At 64.3% G+C, this 16787-nt stretch carries 12 protein-coding genes; 8 read left to right on the top strand and 4 right to left on the bottom strand.

From position 1 onward, the window contains the following. Positions 1–112: 112 nt before the first annotated feature. A complete protein-coding gene (locus ACE3SL_RS12530; RefSeq protein ID WP_374526076.1) occupies positions 113–883 on the bottom strand; it encodes a cyclase family protein in 771 nt (256 codons plus the stop codon). 185 nt (positions 884–1068) lie between these two features. On the opposite strand from ACE3SL_RS12530, the gene ACE3SL_RS12525 reads away from it, so the two are divergent. Next, entirely contained in the window at positions 1069–2679 is a 1611-nt protein-coding gene (locus ACE3SL_RS12525) for an MFS transporter (protein WP_374526075.1), read from the top strand. A 40-nt stretch (positions 2680–2719) separates the two neighbouring features. Beyond that, on the top strand, positions 2720–3763 hold the full coding sequence (alr, locus tag ACE3SL_RS12520) for an alanine racemase (RefSeq protein ID WP_374526074.1): 1044 nt from the start codon (positions 2720–2722) through the stop codon (positions 3761–3763). A 10-nt stretch (positions 3764–3773) separates the two neighbouring features. On the opposite strand, the gene ACE3SL_RS12515 is transcribed toward alr, so the two are convergent. After that, positions 3774–4718 carry a 2OG-Fe(II) oxygenase gene (locus ACE3SL_RS12515; protein ID WP_374526073.1) on the bottom strand — a complete coding sequence of 315 codons (945 nt, stop codon included), beginning with the start codon at positions 4716–4718 and terminating at the stop codon, positions 3774–3776. A 69-nt stretch (positions 4719–4787) separates the two neighbouring features. Continuing rightward, the gene (locus tag ACE3SL_RS12510; RefSeq protein WP_374526072.1) at positions 4788–7943 is read right to left on the bottom strand and encodes a TonB-dependent receptor domain-containing protein; all 3156 of its coding nucleotides are present in this window, start codon (positions 7941–7943) and stop codon (positions 4788–4790) included. A 552-nt stretch (positions 7944–8495) separates the two neighbouring features. Here ACE3SL_RS12510 and phaR point away from each other — a divergent pair. The 3 genes from phaR to ACE3SL_RS12495 are packed head-to-tail and all read left to right on the top strand — an operon-like array spanning position 8496 to position 12913. Then, entirely contained in the window at positions 8496–9035 is a 540-nt protein-coding gene (gene phaR, locus ACE3SL_RS12505) for a polyhydroxyalkanoate synthesis repressor PhaR (protein ID WP_374526071.1), read from the top strand. A 41-nt stretch (positions 9036–9076) separates the two neighbouring features. Beyond that, positions 9077–10603, top strand: a complete 1527-nt coding sequence (proS, locus tag ACE3SL_RS12500; RefSeq protein WP_374526070.1) for a proline--tRNA ligase — start codon at positions 9077–9079, stop codon at positions 10601–10603. Further along, on the top strand, positions 10604–12913 hold the full coding sequence (locus tag ACE3SL_RS12495; RefSeq protein WP_374526069.1) for a ribonuclease R family protein: 2310 nt from the start codon (positions 10604–10606) through the stop codon (positions 12911–12913). It begins immediately after the preceding gene. Positions 12914–12938: 25 nt separating this feature from the next. On the opposite strand, the gene ACE3SL_RS12490 is transcribed toward ACE3SL_RS12495, so the two are convergent. After that, positions 12939–13394 (bottom strand): universal stress protein, encoded by a 456-nt coding sequence (locus tag ACE3SL_RS12490; protein ID WP_374526068.1) that lies wholly within the window; start codon positions 13392–13394, stop codon positions 12939–12941. A gap of 171 nt (positions 13395–13565) precedes the next feature. Here ACE3SL_RS12490 and ACE3SL_RS12485 point away from each other — a divergent pair, with 171 nt between their 5' ends. From ACE3SL_RS12485 to lpdA, 3 genes are all read left to right on the top strand, one after another. Further along, positions 13566–14897 carry a pyruvate dehydrogenase complex dihydrolipoamide acetyltransferase gene (locus tag ACE3SL_RS12485; protein WP_374526067.1) on the top strand — a complete coding sequence of 444 codons (1332 nt, stop codon included), beginning with the start codon at positions 13566–13568 and terminating at the stop codon, positions 14895–14897. A gap of 66 nt (positions 14898–14963) precedes the next feature. Further along, complete coding sequence (locus tag ACE3SL_RS12480; protein WP_374526066.1) at positions 14964–15392, top strand: endonuclease domain-containing protein; 429 nt, start codon at positions 14964–14966, stop codon at positions 15390–15392. Further along, on the top strand, positions 15385–16782 hold the full coding sequence (gene lpdA / locus ACE3SL_RS12475; RefSeq protein ID WP_374526065.1) for a dihydrolipoyl dehydrogenase: 1398 nt from the start codon (positions 15385–15387) through the stop codon (positions 16780–16782). Before ACE3SL_RS12480 ends, lpdA begins: the two co-directional genes overlap by 8 nt. Positions 16783–16787: the final 5 nt, after the last annotated feature.

The raw sequence follows: 16787 nt of genomic DNA, 5'->3' as shown, positions 1-16787 counted from the left end.
CGAAGGCTGGCGCTTCCCAAGCGTGTATCGACTTCGCTCGACACGAACGGGAGTATAGGTTTGGCTTCCGCTTCCGGTCGAAACCAGTCGTTTCCTGGCCCCGCAGCGCGGCTCAATCCTCAACCAACGCCACCGCCCTGATCCACCCCGCGCTCGCCCGCTCGATCTTCACCGGAAAGCAGCTCAGCGTCCATCCGGTCGCGGGCAGGGCGGCGAGGTTCGTCAGCTTCTCGATCTGGTAATAGGGCCTGATCCGGCCTGCCTTGTGCCCTTCCCAGATGATCGACGGGTCGCGCGTTTCGGCCCAGCGCCGCGCCGTGTGGCTGAACGGCGCGTCCCAACTCCACGCATCGGTGCCGACGACCTGCACGCCGCGCTCCGTCAGGTAGAGCGTCGCCTCGGCCCCCATGCCGCAGCCCTGGTCGGTGAAATTGTCGGTGCCGTAGATCGCGCCCGACTGCACCAGCACGATATCGAGCGGCTGAAGCACATGCCCGATCCGCGCCAGTTCGGCCTCGACCTCGGCGCCGCTCACGACATGGCCTGGCGGTCTGTCCGAAAAATCGAGCTTCACGCCGGGACGGAAGAACAGGTCGAGGGGCGCCTCGTCGATGCTCGGCGCCGCGCTCGCGCCTTCGTCGGTCGTCGAATGGAAATGCCACGGCGCATCCATATGCGTGCCGTTGTGCGTGCTCAGCGTCAGGCTCTCGACCGCCCAGCCTTCGCCATCGGGAAGGTCGTCCTTCGTCAGCCCCGGAAAGAACATCGCGATCTGCTCCCACGTATTTTCGTGGGTCATATAGGTGATTTGCGGGCGCATGATCGGCGGGTCGGACACGACGTCGTTGGTGATCGGGATCGAGAGGTCGATGAATTGGGTCATGCCGCAATGCTGCGCCCACGCGCCTGCTTGTGCAAGGCCGAAGAGCCTCTATGACGTAACGGATAAACAACACCGTTTGCCCTGAGCTTGTCGAAGGAAAAACGGTCCTTCGACAAGGCTCTCCCGAGCGCCTGCAAGGCAGTCGAGGGGCTCAGGACGAACGGCATTGGGGGAATGTCAGATTTATGAGTGAAGGCGCCGCTTATCAGCCGACCACGAAAGACATCCGCATGGTCATCGCCGCCTCGTCGGCGGGGACGATCTTTGAATGGTATGATTTCTTCATCTACGGCACGCTGGCGGCGATCATCGGCAAGGCCTTCTTCCCGAGCGACAATGCGACGCTCGAGGTGCTGCTCGTCTGGGCGGGCTTCGCGGTCGGCTTCGGCTTTCGCCCGCTCGGCGCCATCCTCTTCGGTTTTCTGGGCGACCGGCTCGGGCGCAAATATACCTTTCTGATCACCGTCACGCTGATGGGTATCGCGACCGCGGGGGTCGGCATGATCCCTTCGGCGGCGGCGATCGGCATCGCGGCGCCGATCATCGTCATCCTGCTCCGCGTGCTGCAGGGGCTCGCGCTCGGCGGCGAATATGGCGGCGCGGCGGTCTATGTCGCCGAACATTCGCCGCCCGAACGGCGCGGTTTCTACACCAGCTTCATTCAGGCGAGCGTCGTCGGCGGCTTCGTGCTCAGCCTGATCGTCGTGCTCGGCTGCAAGGCGGCGATGTCCGACGCGGTCTGGGAAAGCTGGGGCTGGCGCGTGCCCTTCCTGCTCTCGATCGTGCTGCTCGCGGTGTCGCTGTGGATGCGCCTCAAGCTCTCCGAAAGCCCGGTATTCCAGGCGATGAAGGCCGAGGGCGAGATTGCGAAGAATCCGCTGAAGGAAAGCTTCACCTATCCCGGCAATCCGCGGCGTATCTTCATCGCGCTGTTCGGCATTGCTGCCGGCCTGACGGTCATATGGTACACCGCCATGTTCTCGGGCCTCGCCTTTCTGAAGGGGCCGATGAAGGTCGAGGATACGGCGGCCGAGATCATCGTCGGCATCGCCGCCGCGCTCGGCATGGGCTTCTTCATCTGGGCGGGCCATATCTCGGACCGCATCGGGCGCAAGAAGCCGATCGTCTGGGGCTATGCGGCGACGCTGGTGCTGCTCTTTCCCTTCTTCTGGTGGATGGGCAGCGTCGCCAACCCCGATCTCGAGGCCGCCGCGGCGAAGGCGCCGGTCGTCGTCACCGGTAGCCAATGCTCGTACAACCCCTTCGCGCAAGGGCCGCAGGCGACCGCGTGCGGCCGCACGATCGCCGAACTGACCAAGCTCGGCGTGCCGTACAAGGTGGTCGCGTCGGGAAGCGCGTTCGACGCGGTGACGATCCATATCGGCGACCGCGAGGTCGCGAGCGAGGACCCGGCGCTGCTCAAACCCGCGCTCGAGGCAAAGGGTTACAGCTTCGAGAAGCAGATTCCGGGCCCGGCGAGCATCGCCGTCATCCTGCTCGCGCTGCTCGGCCTCAGCGCGCTGTCGGGCTTCACTTACGGCCCGGTCGCGGCGTTGCTGTCCGAAATGTTCCCGCCGCACGTGCGCTATTCGTCGCTGTCGATCCCCTATCATATCGGCACCGGCTATTTCGGCGGCTTTCTGCCCTTCATTGCCAGCTTGATCGCGGCGGTGACGGGCAATGCCTATGCCGGGCTCTGGTACACCTGGGGCGTGGTGCTCGTCGCCTTCCTCGTCTCGGCCTTCATGCTGAAGGAACCGGCGAAGGGCGAATGGGACAAGCCGGGGCCCGCCTGACCCATTGGCGCTGCCGCCAAAGCCGTCTAGGGGCGAAGGGATGATCGACATCGCTTCGCCGCTCCGCCTCCGCCTCGATTCCGCCGCGCTCGTCTCGAACTGGCAGTGGCTCGCGGCGCAGAGCGGCAAGGCGTGCGGCGCCGCGATCAAGGCCGACGGATACGGCCTCGGCGCGCGCAAGGTGATGCAGCATCTGGCGGCGGCGGGGTGCCGCGATTTCTTCGTCGCAAGCTGGGCGGAAGCTGCCGCGCTTATGCCGCTCGCCGGCGGGGCGTCGCTGTCGGTGCTCCACGGCGTCGGCGAGAGCGATATGGTCGCCGCGCGCACGCTCCCCGCCAAACCCGTGCTGAACAGCGTCGAACAGGTCGCGCGCTGGCGCGCGGCGGGCGAGGGGCGACCGTGCGACGTCATGGTCGATACCGGCATGAACCGGCTGGGGCTGCGCGTCGAGGAAGCGCTCGGCGGCGCGCTCGACGGGCTTGCGATCGATACGCTGCTCAGCCATCTCGCCTCGGCCGACGAGGATAGCGCGCAGAATGCCGGGCAGCTCGCGGCGTTCCGGACGGTGCGGCAACGCGTCCCGGCGCGGCGCTACAGCCTCGCGAACAGCGCGGGCATCTGCCTCGGCCCCGACTATGGCTTCGACCTGACGCGCCCGGGCCTCGCGCTCTATGGCGGGACGCCGCGCCCCGAAGCCGCCGGTCATATCGGCCAGGTGGCGTTTCCCGAAGCGCGCGTGCTGCAGGTCCGCGACGTCCGCGCGGGCGAGACGGTCGGCTATGGCGCGACCTGGACCGCCCCGGCGGAGGGGCGTATCGTAGTGGTCAATATGGGCTACGCCGACGGCTACCTCCGCTGCCACGCGGGGCAGGGCGGCGCGACGTGGCGCGGGCGCGAACTGCCGCTTGTCGGGCGCGTGTCGATGGATCTGATCGCGTTCGACGCCAGCGAAGCGGGTGGCCTCGCCGAGGGCGACTGGCTGGCGCTCGACTACGACCTGCCGGTAACCGCGGCACGGAGCGGACTATCACAATATGAGCTGCTCACCGGGCTCGGCGCGCGGTTCGAGCGGCATTGGATTTAGGGCTGGGGCTTCAGGACGGGTTCCACGGGTCGTAGCGCTGCTGGCGAATCCAGCGGGTGGCGATCCACTTTTCTCCGTGCGTTACGGGCAGGCCTGCGTGCAATGCCCTGCGATCAATATCACCGTCCGCAAGGCAATTGGAAAAGAGCAGAAGCCCACCCTTTTCGGCACGGATACGGACGCCGATCTGTGGAAACTCTGTCTCGCCGCCGGAAAATCCATCGTTGAGGTAGAGGATGGCGGTCAGGATGCGCTGGTTCGCCGCGCCGTTCAGGGCATCGAAATGCGGTCTGTATTGCTGACCGGGGCGATAGCGAAGAATATGGATCGGCTCGCCGCTCAAGCGATCGGTTCCGCTCGCCTCGGCGATACGCTGCTGAATGTCCTGAATGACCAGGTTTTCGCGCGTTGGACCGATGACCGCGCCGTCGGATGTCCGAATGGGATGCGCAATCTGTTGGCCTGTTCGGGGATCGACGACCAGTGTCGGGGCGATGATGTCGGCCACGCTGGCGCCTAGCGCCTCGCATTCCCGGTCGGTCGCGAAGCCGGTGAAGAATTTGATGCGCGGCTCGGTGGCGATGCTCCGTGCGATGGTCTTCGACGTGGCGCGATTGCTTAGGATCGTCAACTGCTCCGCGCTTTCGGGGTCGAAGGCCGCGAGGCGTTTCAAAAGATCGAAGGCGGACGCACGATCGGCGGGACCACCAGTCCCGTTTGCTGTGAGGGCGATCAACATGCGCCCCGCGTCGATATGGCCGTGCTCCATCGCGCGGGCCAGCCAGTGTCGGGCGGCAGGAAGGTCGCGCGGGCAGGGCGAACCGATCAGTCGCCAAAGGCCCGAAAGGAATAGCGCTTCGGGCTCGCCCTCGGCGGCAGCCTTCGTGACCAACGCCAGTGCTTCGGTTTCACGGCCCGCCGCAACAAGTTGATGGACTACATCGGGCAGTGACATGGAATTTTCCACAGACAAAAGAAAGGGTTGGCGCTTTCACGCCAACCCCTCTTCACATCTTTCGCCAAATCAGAACTTGGCGCGGAAGCCAGCATAGAAATACTGACCGCGGTTGTCGTAGATGCCCGACCCACCGCCGACGCCGGTAACACCGAGCGGCGGCTTGCGGTTGAACACGTTATCGACGCCCGTGTAGAAATTGAAATTGTCATTGACGTCGATTGCTGCACGCAGATCCAGATAAGCTACCGAGGGGTACTTCTCGATCGGCGCATAGTCGGCATTCTGCGGAGGCAGGCCGTTGAGCGCGTTAAAGTCCTCATAGGTGTTGAGGTACATCTTGCCCATCCAGCGGAACTGGTAGCCGAACGTGAAGTCCTTGTACTTCGCGCTCATGTTGACGTTAACCTGATCCTTCGGATCGCCCAGCTCGCCGAGAATGCGATTCTTGAACGAGGGGTTCGAGGGATCGAGGAACTCGTCGCGCTGCAGCACATGGGTGTAGAGTGCCCCGAAGTTGAACGTCCAGTCGCCTTCCGTATAGCGATAGTCAAGCTGTGCGTCGATGCCGCGCGCCTTGAGCTTCGCATAGTTCTGGCTGAGCTGAATCAGCGAGTCGCCGCCGCCTTCCAGAATCCGGTATTGCTCGAAATCCGCCGGGATCGGGTTGCCGTTCAACCCTGCACGCTTGAACAGGGCGCAGAACGGGTTGTTCAGATCGGGCAGGTCGTAACAGGCGTTCGCGATCTGCTGCGCCGAGGGCGCCGTGATCACGTCGTTCACGGTGATATCGTAATAATCGACCGAGAGCGAAAGGCCCGGAACGAAGCGCGGCTGAAGCAGGACGCCGGCGGTGTAGGAATCCGACTTCTCTGCCTTCAGATCCTCATTGCCGCCGCTCAGGATTTCCAGCGATGACGAGTAACGATAGTCGTAACCGACAGGAATACCGGCAGCACGGCAATTCTTCTCGCGGTTCGCCGATCCGGTCGCCAGATTGACGGCCGAGCAGGGGTCGCCAAAGCCCGGAGCGAAGTTCTGGCCCTGTGCCGAATAGAGGTCCGTCAGGTTCGGGGCGCGAACCGCGCGGGCATAGGTGCCGCGGAAAGCGATGTCTTCGATCGGCTTCCATGTCAGTTCGCCACCATAAGAATAGGTGGTACCGGTCGAACCCTTATAGTCGGAGATACGGCCATTGCCGCGCAGCGTCAGTTCCTGCGCGAACGGTACGTCCTTCAGGAGCGGCAGCTGCAACTCGCCATAGGCTTCCTTCACCGCGAACGACGGCGAGGTGAAGCTGGGGATCGCATTGTAGAAAGCGTAACCGGCCTGGGTGATATCGTCGAGATCGTATCGCAGCGTCTCGCGGCGATATTCCGCGCCGACCGAGAAAGCGACCGGGCCGCCCGGCAGGTTGAAGAACGAGCTCGTATCGCCCGCGACGAAGCCGCCGATGTTCATCTGGGTGATCTTGCCGGTCGCCATCGAATCGACGAGCACATAGTTGCGCGCCGCATCGCTGACCGAACCTTCGCCGAACGGATTGATCGGAACGCAAGCATCGATGTCGGCCTGCAGGCGCGGATCGTCTCCGGCGCTGAGCGGGGTGCCCGTCACATAGGAAATCGTACCATTCGGATTGAGCTTCGAGCGGCAGACGATGTTGCCATTCACATCGCGGGTCGTGTCGATACCAAGCAGATAGCGCTGGATGTTGACGTTGCCGCTGATGAGGTTCTTTTCCTTGTGCTGGCCGTAGTTGAAGAAGACTTCATAGTTCCAGTCGTCGTTGAAGTCGCCCTTCACGCCCAGAACCGCGCGATAGGTTTCGCGCGTGATTTCTTCGTCGCGGTTGCCGAAATCGACCCAGTTGCGACGCAGACTAAAGCGGAACGTGCCAGCGTTGATAGCGTCGCGCTGCCGCTGGAGGTTTTCTGCCGCCGTGCGAACGATATCGCCGTTCTCATCGAACGTCGGCTGGATAGCCGCACCCGTATTGGGGTTGACGGTCGATGCCAGGAACACGTCGGTCAGCGTCGAGCGCGCCGAGGCCGACAGATAGGGGTTGTCGAGACGGATACGTTCACGGCCGCCCGGATCGCCAAGCGTTGCGCCCTGCGAGAAGAAGGGGCCACTCTGCGAACCATGGGCTTCCGAACGGACATATTTGGCTTCGATGAACGGCACAAAGGCCGGCGAAATCTCGAAGTGGGCAATCAGGTTCGCCGAATAGCGCTGCAGATCGGGCGAAAGCGCGAGCAATTGGCCTTCGCGACCGGTCATCCCATTGCCGCCGATGAAGGCGCCGCTCGGACCGATGCCGGCGCGGGTGCCGGTCTGTGCCACCAGCGAGCCGTCGCGCTGGAACTGGTAGGCGCAGGTGAACGCCGTCCCGTCGCCGCGGCCGCAGGGTGCCAACGAGGGATTCGGGAAGGCCGCAACCATGCCGCCAAGGCTGATCGTCGCCGAACGGATGTCGTTGAAGAAGTAGCGGTCGAAGCCGCCCGCCGCGCCGTTGACCGAGCCCGCCGGGTCGGCGTCGACGACGAGGAGGCCGTTGTTGTTGCGCAGATAGGAGCGATCGGATGCATAAAAGTCCGAGGCGTGCGCATATTCAAGGTTGACCGCAACGTTGCCGCGACCATCGGCGAAATTATGGCCCGCGGTCACCGAAACGAACTGGTTGCCCGCATCGCCATATTTCGAGGTGCCGGCCTGGCCGCGCACCTGAAGGCCCTGGAAATCGTCCTTGAGGACGAAGTTCACCACGCCCGCGATCGCGTCCGAACCGTAAACGGCCGAAGCACCGCCGGTCACGACGTCGATGCGTTCGATCAGATCCGACGGAATGGTGTTGGTGTCAACCGACACGCCGTTCGACAGTACGTCCGAACCCACATGGCGGCGGCCGTTGACCAGCACCAGCGTGCGCTGCGTGCCCAGGCCACGAAGGTCGAGCAGGTTGAGGCCGCGCGTTCCGAGGAAGCGCGTCGAGTTCTGCTGGCTGAACGTGCTGCGAAGCTGCGGCAGGTCGTTGAGCAGATCGCCGACGGAGATGCCGCCGGTTTCGAAGATTTCTTCACCAGTCACAACCGCGACGGGATTGGCTGATTCCAGATTGGGCTGACGAATGCGCGAACCCGTGACGACGATAGTGCCTTCCGTGGCGGCATCGGCGGTTTCTTCCGCCGCAGCGGCGTCGCCCTGCTGCGCGAATGCGGGCATGGCGCTGAACAAAGCAAGAGTCAGGGCAGAGCCCCGAACCAACAGGCTGGTCTTCTTCATGATGTATTTCCCCGGTTGCCGTTCAAAAAATCAGGACTGAACGGAATGATCTTTTAAAAGACGGAAAAGCTGGGCCGCACAAGTCCTTCGCCGACATTTTCTTTCGTCTCATGGCCGCGGGGGGGCAAACTGTTGCATTTTTGCAACGAAGCATCGCTATGCCGCGCCGCGCGCTGGCGCAACAAGCTTGTTCATGGACGACATGACCAACGTCCGATTGCTCGATATCTGTCAAATCCTGTCGATTTTTAGATTTCAATTGAAACTAAATTGCTTTTCCGGCTCGGTGCGAGGCAGGGCGGGGGCGCTTCGTCGAAAGACGGCCAAGCGTCACACGGATGCCATAAAGAAAACGGCAGGTCGGCGCGAATCGGTTGCGTCGGGGGCGTGCATGTTGCGGCGCATCAATATTTGGTGTTAAGGACTTGGCCTTGTCCGATGGCGGTTCCGGATAACCGATCCGTCCCGGCGATGAGAGGAGCTTGGGTCAGCATGGCGAAGTCGAAGGCGGCCGCGGACGGCGATGTCGTCACCATCAAGAAATATGCGAACCGGCGCCTCTACGATACCGAGCGCAGCTGCTACATCACGCTCGACGATCTCGGCGCGATGGTGCGCGACGGGCGCGATTTTCGCGTGGTCGATGCGAAGAGCGGCGAGGACATCACGCATAACGTCCTGACGCAGATCATCATGGACACCGAAACGCGCGGCGAGACGCTGCTGCCGGTCAATTTCCTGCGTCAGCTGATCGGCATGTACGGCGACAAGATGCAGTCGATGGTCCCGCAATATCTGGAAGCGTCGATGGCGAGCTTTCGCAAGAACCAGCAGGACGTCCGCGCTGCCTTCGAGGGCGCGCTGGGGTCGAACCCGCTCGCCGAACTGACGCGCCGCAATCTGGAGATGTTCCAGCAGGCGACCAGCGCGTTCATGCCAGGCACCGCGGGCGCCAAGGCCAAGGATGCCGAGATCGCGGCGCTCAAGGCCGAAATCGCCGAGCTGAAAGCCGAAATCGCCGGCAAGAAATAATCGGGGCGGCTTTCCGTCCCTCAGACTAGAAAACAGGACAGATGATCAAGCATGCGCTCAGCGTAACCCGTCAGGCCGACTTCGCGGCCTGGTATCAGGACGTCATTGCCGAGGCCGACCTCGCCGAGGAATCGGGCGTGCGCGGCTGCATGGTGATCAAGCCGTGGGGCTATGGCATCTGGGAACGCATCCAGAAGGTCATGGACGCCGCGATCAAGGATGCGGGGGTCCAGAACGCCTATTTCCCGCTCTTCATTCCCTTGAGCTTCTTTGAGAAGGAAGCGGACCATGTCGATGGTTTCGCGAAAGAAATGGCCGTCGTCACGCATCATCGCCTGATCGCCGACGGGAAGGGCAAACTCGTTCCCGACCCCGAGGCGAAGCTGGAAGAACCGCTGATCGTCCGTCCGACCTCGGAAACGGTGATCGGTTCGGCGATGAGCCGATGGGTGCAGAGCTGGCGCGACCTGCCGCTGAAGGTCAACCAATGGGCGAACGTCGTGCGCTGGGAAATGCGCACGCGCATGTTCCTGCGTACGAGCGAGTTCCTGTGGCAGGAAGGCCATACCGCGCACGCCGACAAGGACGATGCGATGGCGGAGACGCTACGCGCGCTCGAAATGTACCGTAGCTTTGCCGAGGACGTCCTCGCGATGCCGGTGATCGCGGGCGAGAAGCCCGAGCATGAGCGCTTTCCGGGTGCGGTCGCGACCTATTCGATCGAGGCGATGATGCAGGACGGCAAGGCGCTCCAGGCCGGCACCTCGCACTATCTCGGCACCGGTTTCGCCGAAGCCGCGGGCATCCGCTATCAGGACAGGGAGGGCGGACACAGCCTTTGCCATACGACGAGCTGGGGCACCTCGACGCGGATGATCGGCGGCGTCATCATGACGCACGGCGACGACGACGGGCTGCGCTGCCCGCCGCGCATCGCGCCGCACCAGATCGTCATCGTACCGATGCTCCGCGACAATGACGAGGATGCCGCGATCCTCGACTATTGCCGCGACCTCGAAATGAAGCTGAAGGCGCTCGATGCCTTCCGCGAACCCGTCCGCGTGCTGCTCGATGCGACCGCCAACAAGGCGCAGACCAAGCGCTGGGGCTGGGTCAAGAAGGGCGCGCCGATCATCGTCGAGATCGGTCCGCGCGATGTCGCCGGGGGCAATGTCGCGGTGATCCGCCGCGACCGCCTCTATCAGGAGAGCGGCAAGCTCGACACGGCGTTCGTTGCGAAGGACGCGTTCGTCGCGAGCGCCGTTGCGGCGCTGCAGGACATTCAGGCGAACCTTCACGCGGAGGCCAAGGAACGCCTCCACGCGAACATCCGCCGTGACGTGACCGACCTTGCCGCCCATTTCGGCGGTGACGACAAGTTCGTCGGCTGGGTCGAGGTGCAATGGTCGCGTCCGACCGGCGCCGTGCTCGACGGGATCGTCGAGAAGCTCAAGGCGCTCAAGCTCACGATGCGCAATACCCCTCTCGATGCGGCGCCGGCCGACGGAGCCTGTTTCTTCACCGGCGAGCCCGCGGTCGAACGCGTGCTCGTCGGGCGGACCTATTAATTGGCCAAAGGACCGAAACGGCCGCAACCGGCGGGGCTTCCGACAAGCGAGCAGATCCTGCGCTTCATTCAGGACAGCCCCGGCGCGGTCGGAAAGCGCGAGATCGCCAAGCATTTCGGGCTGCACGGCGCCGACAAGATCGCGCTGAAGGCGCTGCTCAAGGACATGACCGACGAGGGGCTCGTCGACATGGCGCCGGGGCGGGCGTTCCACAAGCATGGCGGGCTGCCGCGCGTCACCGTGCTGCGCGTCGCGGCGGTCGAGGGCGATGCGGTGTGGGCGGTTCCCGATCGCTGGGAGGGCAGCGGCCCCGCGCCGCGGCTTCGCGTGATGGAAAAGGGGCGCAAGGGCGCGCTCGGCATCGGCGACCGTGTCCTTGCGCGCACCGAGGAACGCGGCAGCGGGCATGTCGCGCACCCGATGAAGAAGCTGCAAGCAGGCGGCGAAACGATCATCGGCGTCCTCGTTGCCGACACCGGTCCCGGCGGCAAGCCGATGACCTGGCTGCGCCCCGCCGACAAGCGCGCGCGGTTTGATTTCGCGGTGGCCGACATGGGTGATGCAAGCATCGGCGATCTTGTTCGCGCCGAGCTGTCAGGACGTGGCCCCGCGACCAAGGCGCGCGTGATCGACCGCATCGGCGATCCCTTCGCGCCGCGTTCGCTCAGCATGATCGCGATCGCGAAGCACGAGATCCCGCACATCTTCGGCGAGGATGTGCTCGTCGAGGCTGAGCGCGCCGCGAAGCTGCCGCTCACCCCCGACGGGCGCGAGGATCTGCGCGACCTGCCGATCGTCGCGATCGATCCGATCGACGCGCGCGATCATGACGATGCCGTCTGGGCGATTCCCGACGAGGATGCGAAGAACAAGGGCGGCTGGAGAGCGATCGTCGCGATTGCCGATGTCAGCTATTATGTCCGCCCCGACGGTGCGCTCGACCGCGAGGCGCGGCGGCGCGGCAACAGCGTTTATTTCCCCGATCAGGTCGTCCCGATGCTGCCCGAGACGCTCTCGGCGGGCGTCTGCTCGTTGAAAGCCGGACAGGACCGTGCCGCGATGGCATGCCACCTCGTGATCGACAAGCAAGGCAAGGTGACGTCATGGCGTTTCACACGCGCGCTGGTCCGCCTGCGCGCGAACATCGCCTATGAGCGCGCGCAGGCGGCCTATGATGCCGATGTGCCCGATGAGGGCTGGGATGCCGACGTGCTGCCGGCGCTCAGAAATCTGTGGGGCTGCTGGGCGTCGCTGGCAAAGGCACGCGCCGCGCGCGGGCCGCTCGACCTCGACCTTCCCGAACGGCAGGTGATCCTCGACGAGGCTGGCGGGATCGCCGAAATCCGCGTCCGCGAGCGGCTCGATTCGATGCGGCTGATCGAGGATTATATGATCGCGGCGAACGTCGCGGCGGCGAAGGCGCTCGAGGCGAAGAAATCGCCCGTCATGTACCGCATCCACGAGCCGCCGAGCCGCGAGAAACTCGTCAGCCTGAAAGACTATCTTGAGACTTTTGGGCAGAGCTTCGCGCTGGGCCAGGTCATCACCCCCGCGGTGTTCAACCGCCTGATCGACGGCTTTTCGGACGACGACCGGTTGGCCGAAATCATGCAGGCGATCCTGCGCAGTCAGACGCAGGCCTATTATGGTCCCGCCAATGCCGGCCACTTCGGTCTCGCGCTCGGCAGCTATGCGCATTTCACGTCGCCGATCCGCCGCTACGCCGACCTGATCGTCCATCGCGCGCTCGTCGACAGCTATCGCCTCGAAGTGCCGGGCAAGCCGAAGGGCCTTCCCGAACGCACCGGACTCGGTGAGGCCGACCGCAAGGGGCTCTCGCGCATCGGCGAGGCGATCAGCGCGCTCGAGCGCCGCGCGATGGAGGCCGAGCGCGAGACGATCGACCGCTATGTCGCGGCCTATCTCGCCACCAAGACCGGCGAGATCGTGTCGGCGCGGATCACCGGGGTGCAACCCTTCGGCTTCTTCGCGACCGTCGATGGACTCGGCGGCGACGGGCTGATGCCGGTGTCGACGTTGGGTAGCGAGCGCTTCTTCTATGACGAGGCGGCGCGCACCCTGGACAGCGAGCATGGGCGAGTAAGTTATTCGGTCGGGCAGCGGCTCGACGTCAGGCTGATGGACGCGAACCCGATCAGCGGCGCACTGCGCTTCGAGCTTCCCGATGCGCCCGAGGGCGGTTTCCGCAATCGCCCGCCGCGCCGCGACGGACTGAAGAAAGCGGGCAAGCATATGGTCGGCAAGCGGGGGCGGCCGGGTAATATTCGCCATCAAGGCAAGCGCCGCTAACTTAACGAGTGATGGAAAGCTGACGCTAGCTCAGCGCGTCCAGCCGGGCGATGTCGATCCCGCCCGGCACCAGCATCACCGGGCAGGGGAGGGTTCCCGCATCCTGTCCGGTGAAGTAGGTGACCAGTGGACCCGGTGCGCCACTCGGCGCGGTCGCGAGGACCAGTGCGGACACTTCGTCCTTCTCGCCGATCGCCTCGCGCACCACCTCGACGGGCTTTCCCGATTTGATCAGCGTCTGCGCGGTGATGCCGGCTTCCTGCTGCACGGCATCGACCGCGGCGGCGATCAGCTGTTCGGCATGTTCTCGCGCCTCGGCCTCGATAGTCGCCTGGACGCCGCCGAACGCGACGAAGTCCTGTGGCGGAATGATCGCGAGCACCGTAACCCCGCCGCCCGTTCGCGCCGCGCGCCGCGCCGCGAAGCGCAGCGCAAGGCTCGCCTCGGGACTGTCGTCGATCACCACCAGATATGTCCGCATCGCCCCGACCCCTCGCTATGCTTTGCGAGTGGAGAGTGCGTCACATTCGTATGAAAGGCAAGTTCGCCCCGCTGGACCTTGACCGGAGCAGGGCTTATGGCGAGGAACAATCCGTAGCGGCAGGCGGTGCCTGCAAGACTGACGCCCATAAGATCGAGGACAAAAGCGACGATGCCGATCGAACTCAAAATGCCCGCCCTTTCACCGACGATGGAGGAAGGGACGCTCGCCAAATGGCTGGTCAAGGAAGGCGATGCGGTCAAGTCGGGCGACCTGCTCGCCGAGATCGAGACCGACAAGGCGACGATGGAGTTCGAGGCGATCGACGAAGGCGTGATCAGCCGGATTCTCGTCCCCGAAGGCACCGACAATGTGAAGGTCGGCACCGTCATCGCGGTAATCGCGGGGGAGGGCGAGGATGCGAGCGCCGCCAAGGCCGCGCCGGCGCCTGCCGCTGCTGCTCCTGCGCCCACCCCCGAGCCCGTTCGCGCTGAGCCTGTCGAAGCGCCGTCCTCCTCTTCGGCAACCGCCGCGAAAAAGGACGGTCCTTCGACAAGCTCAGGACAAACGGAGGCAGGCGATCGCGTCAAGGCCAGCCCCCTTGCCAAGCGCATCGCCGCCGAAAAGGGCATCGATCTCAAGGCGGTTTCGGGCACCGGTCCCGGCGGCCGCATCGTCAAGGACGATCTCGAAGGGGCTCCCGCCGGCGCGGCGGCTCCTGCTGCTGCAGTGGCGCCCACAGCGACTGCGTCCGCCCCCGCTTCGACGCCTGCACCGGCTCCCGTGGCCGCCGGCCCGATCCCAGATTTCGGTATCCCGCACGAGGACGAAAAGCTCAGCGGCATGCGCAAGACGATCGCGCGCCGCCTGACCCAGTCGATGCAGGAAGCGCCGCATATCTATCTGACCGTCGATATCCGCCTCGACGCGCTGCTCAAGCTGCGCGGCGAACTCAACGCCAGCCTCGAAAGCCGCGGCGTCAAGCTCAGCGTCAACGACATGTTGATCAAGGCGCTCGCGGTCGCGCTCGAACGCGTGCCCGCGTGCAACGTCAGCTTCGGCGGCGATGTGATGCGCAAATATAGCCGCGCCGATATCTCGGTCGCGGTCAGCATCCCGGGCGGCCTGATCACCCCGATCATCACCGACGCGGGCGGCAAGTCGATGTCGAAAATCTCGACCGAAATGTCCGAGCTCGCGGCGAAGGCCAAGGAAGGCAAGCTCCAGCCGAATGAATATCAGGGCGGCACCGCCAGCATCTCGAACATGGGCATGATGGGGATCAAGCAGTTCACCGCAGTGATCAACCCGCCGCAGGCGATGATCATGGCGATCGGCGCGGGCGAGAAGCGGCCTTATGTGGTCGACGACGCGCTTGCGATTGCCACCGTCATGTCGGCGACCGGCAGCTTCGACCACCGAGCGATCGACGGAGCCGACGGGGCGTTGTTGATGAAGACGTTCAAGGAACTGGTGGAGAACCCGCTGGGGCTGGTCGCGTAATGAACCCCTCTCCCTTCAAGGGAGAGGGAGGGACCCGCGCGCGTCAGCGCGTGGGAGGGTGAGGGGATGGCCGCAGGCTATTCGCAGGAGACGCTGGAACGCGCTAAGGCACTGCGCCGCTCGCTCACCGACCATGAAAAGAAGCTCTGGGGCGCGCTACGTGATCGGCGCCTCGGCGGCTTCAAATTTCGCAAGCAGCAACCGATCGGTCCTTTCATCGCTGATTTTGTCTGTCAGGAGCAGCGCCTGATCGTCGAGGTGGACGGATCGCAGCATGCTGGATCGCAAACCGATGCAACTCGGGACGCCTTCCTCAAAGACAGGGGCTATCGCGTATTGCGCGTCTGGAACAATGACGTGACTGGAAACCTGTCCGGAGTTCTCATGGCAATCCTTGCCGCGCTTTCGGACCCTCACCCTCCCATTGCTGCGCAATGGGCCCCTCCCTCTCCCTCAAGGGGAGAGGGGATTGATAATGGAGCAGACCTTGGCTGACACCAATTACGACCTCATCGTCCTCGGCTCGGGCCCCGGCGGCTATGTCGCGGCGATCCGCGCGGCGCAGCTTGGGCTGAAAACCGCGATCGTCGAGCGCGAACTGCTCGGCGGCATCTGCCTCAACTGGGGGTGCATTCCGACCAAGGCGCTGCTGCGCTCGGCCGAAATCTATCATTATATGCAGCATGCGGGCGACTATGGGCTGAAGGCCGCCCAGATCAGCGCCGACATCGACGCGGTCGTGAAGCGGTCGCGCGGGGTCGCGAAGCAGCTCAATCAGGGCGTTGCGCACCTGATGAAGAAGCACAAGATCACCGTCCATATGGGCACCGGCAAGCTGACCGCGCCGGGCAAGCTGGAGGTGACGGGCGAGAAGGGGACCGAAACCCTGACCGCGAAGAACATCATCGTCGCGACCGGCGCCCGCGCGCGCGACCTGCCGTTCGCGCCCGCCGACGGCAAGCGCATCTGGACCTATCGCCACGCGCTCGTCCCGCCCGAAATGCCGAAGAAGCTGCTCGTCATCGGATCGGGCGCGATCGGGATCGAGTTCGCGAGCTTCTACAAAGACATGGGGTGCGACGTGACGGTGGTCGAAATGCTCGACCGCCTCGTTCCCGTCGAGGACGCCGACGTCTCGGCCTTCCTTGAAAAGGCACTCAAGAAACAGGGGATGACCATCCTCACCGGCGCCGGGGTCGAGGAATTGAAGGCGACCGCGAGCGGCGTCACCGCGAAGATCAAGACGAAGGACGGCAAGGTCGAGCAGGGCGACTACAGCCACGCGATCGTCGCGATCGGCATCGTCCCGAACACCGAGAATATCGGGCTCGAAGCGCTCGGCGTGAAGACGACCAAGGGACATATCGACACCGACGCGATGTGCCGCACCAACGTCCCCGGCCTGTGGGCGATCGGCGACGTCACTGCGCCGCCGTGGCTCGCGCACAAGGCGATGCACGAATCGATCATCGCGGTCGAGGCGATCGCGGGCAATCACCCGCACGCGATGGATGTCCGCAACATTCCGGGCTGTACCTATTGCCGTCCGCAGATCGCGAGCGTCGGGCTGACCGAGGCGAAGGCGAAGGAACTCGGCTACGAGGTCAAGGCCGGCACCTTCCCCTTCATCGGCAACGGCAAGGCGATCGCGCTCGGCGAGGCCGAGGGCTTCACCAAGACCGTGTTCGACGCGAAGACTGGCGAACTGCTCGGCGCGCACATGATCGGTGCCGAGGTCACCGAACTGATTCAGGGCTATACGATCGGCAAGACCGCCGAACTGGTCGAGGATGATTTCATCGGCACCGTCTTCCCGCATCCGACGCTCAGCGAAACGATGCACGAGGGCGTGCTCGCGGCCTTCGGACGCCCGCTGCATATCTAGCCGCG

It is taken from the genome of Sphingopyxis sp. (assembly GCF_041916015.1).
In the GTDB taxonomy this organism is placed as follows: domain Bacteria; phylum Pseudomonadota; class Alphaproteobacteria; order Sphingomonadales; family Sphingomonadaceae; genus Sphingopyxis.
Note: the sequence above shows the minus strand (reverse complement) of the source record. Positions and strands in the feature narration are given on the sequence as shown.

Bases quoted from the DNA above. Each gene is read 5' to 3' on its own strand.
- ACE3SL_RS12530 (WP_374526076.1), bottom strand. From the start codon at position 883: ATGACCCAATTCATCGACCTCTCGATCCCGATCACCAACGACGTCGTG.
- ACE3SL_RS12525 (WP_374526075.1), top strand. From the start codon at position 1,069: ATGAGTGAAGGCGCCGCTTATCAGCCGACCACGAAAGACATCCGCATG.
- alr (WP_374526074.1), top strand. From the start codon at position 2,720: ATGATCGACATCGCTTCGCCGCTCCGCCTCCGCCTCGATTCCGCCGCG.
- ACE3SL_RS12515 (WP_374526073.1), bottom strand. From the start codon at position 4,718: ATGTCACTGCCCGATGTAGTCCATCAACTTGTTGCGGCGGGCCGTGAA.
- ACE3SL_RS12510 (WP_374526072.1), bottom strand. From the start codon at position 7,943: ATGCCCGCATTCGCGCAGCAGGGCGACGCCGCTGCGGCGGAAGAAACC.
- phaR (WP_374526071.1), top strand. From the start codon at position 8,496: ATGGCGAAGTCGAAGGCGGCCGCGGACGGCGATGTCGTCACCATCAAG.
- proS (WP_374526070.1), top strand. From the start codon at position 9,077: ATGATCAAGCATGCGCTCAGCGTAACCCGTCAGGCCGACTTCGCGGCC.
- ACE3SL_RS12490 (WP_374526068.1), bottom strand. From the start codon at position 13,394: ATGCGGACATATCTGGTGGTGATCGACGACAGTCCCGAGGCGAGCCTT.
- ACE3SL_RS12485 (WP_374526067.1), top strand. From the start codon at position 13,566: ATGCCGATCGAACTCAAAATGCCCGCCCTTTCACCGACGATGGAGGAA.
- ACE3SL_RS12480 (WP_374526066.1), top strand. From the start codon at position 14,964: ATGGCCGCAGGCTATTCGCAGGAGACGCTGGAACGCGCTAAGGCACTG.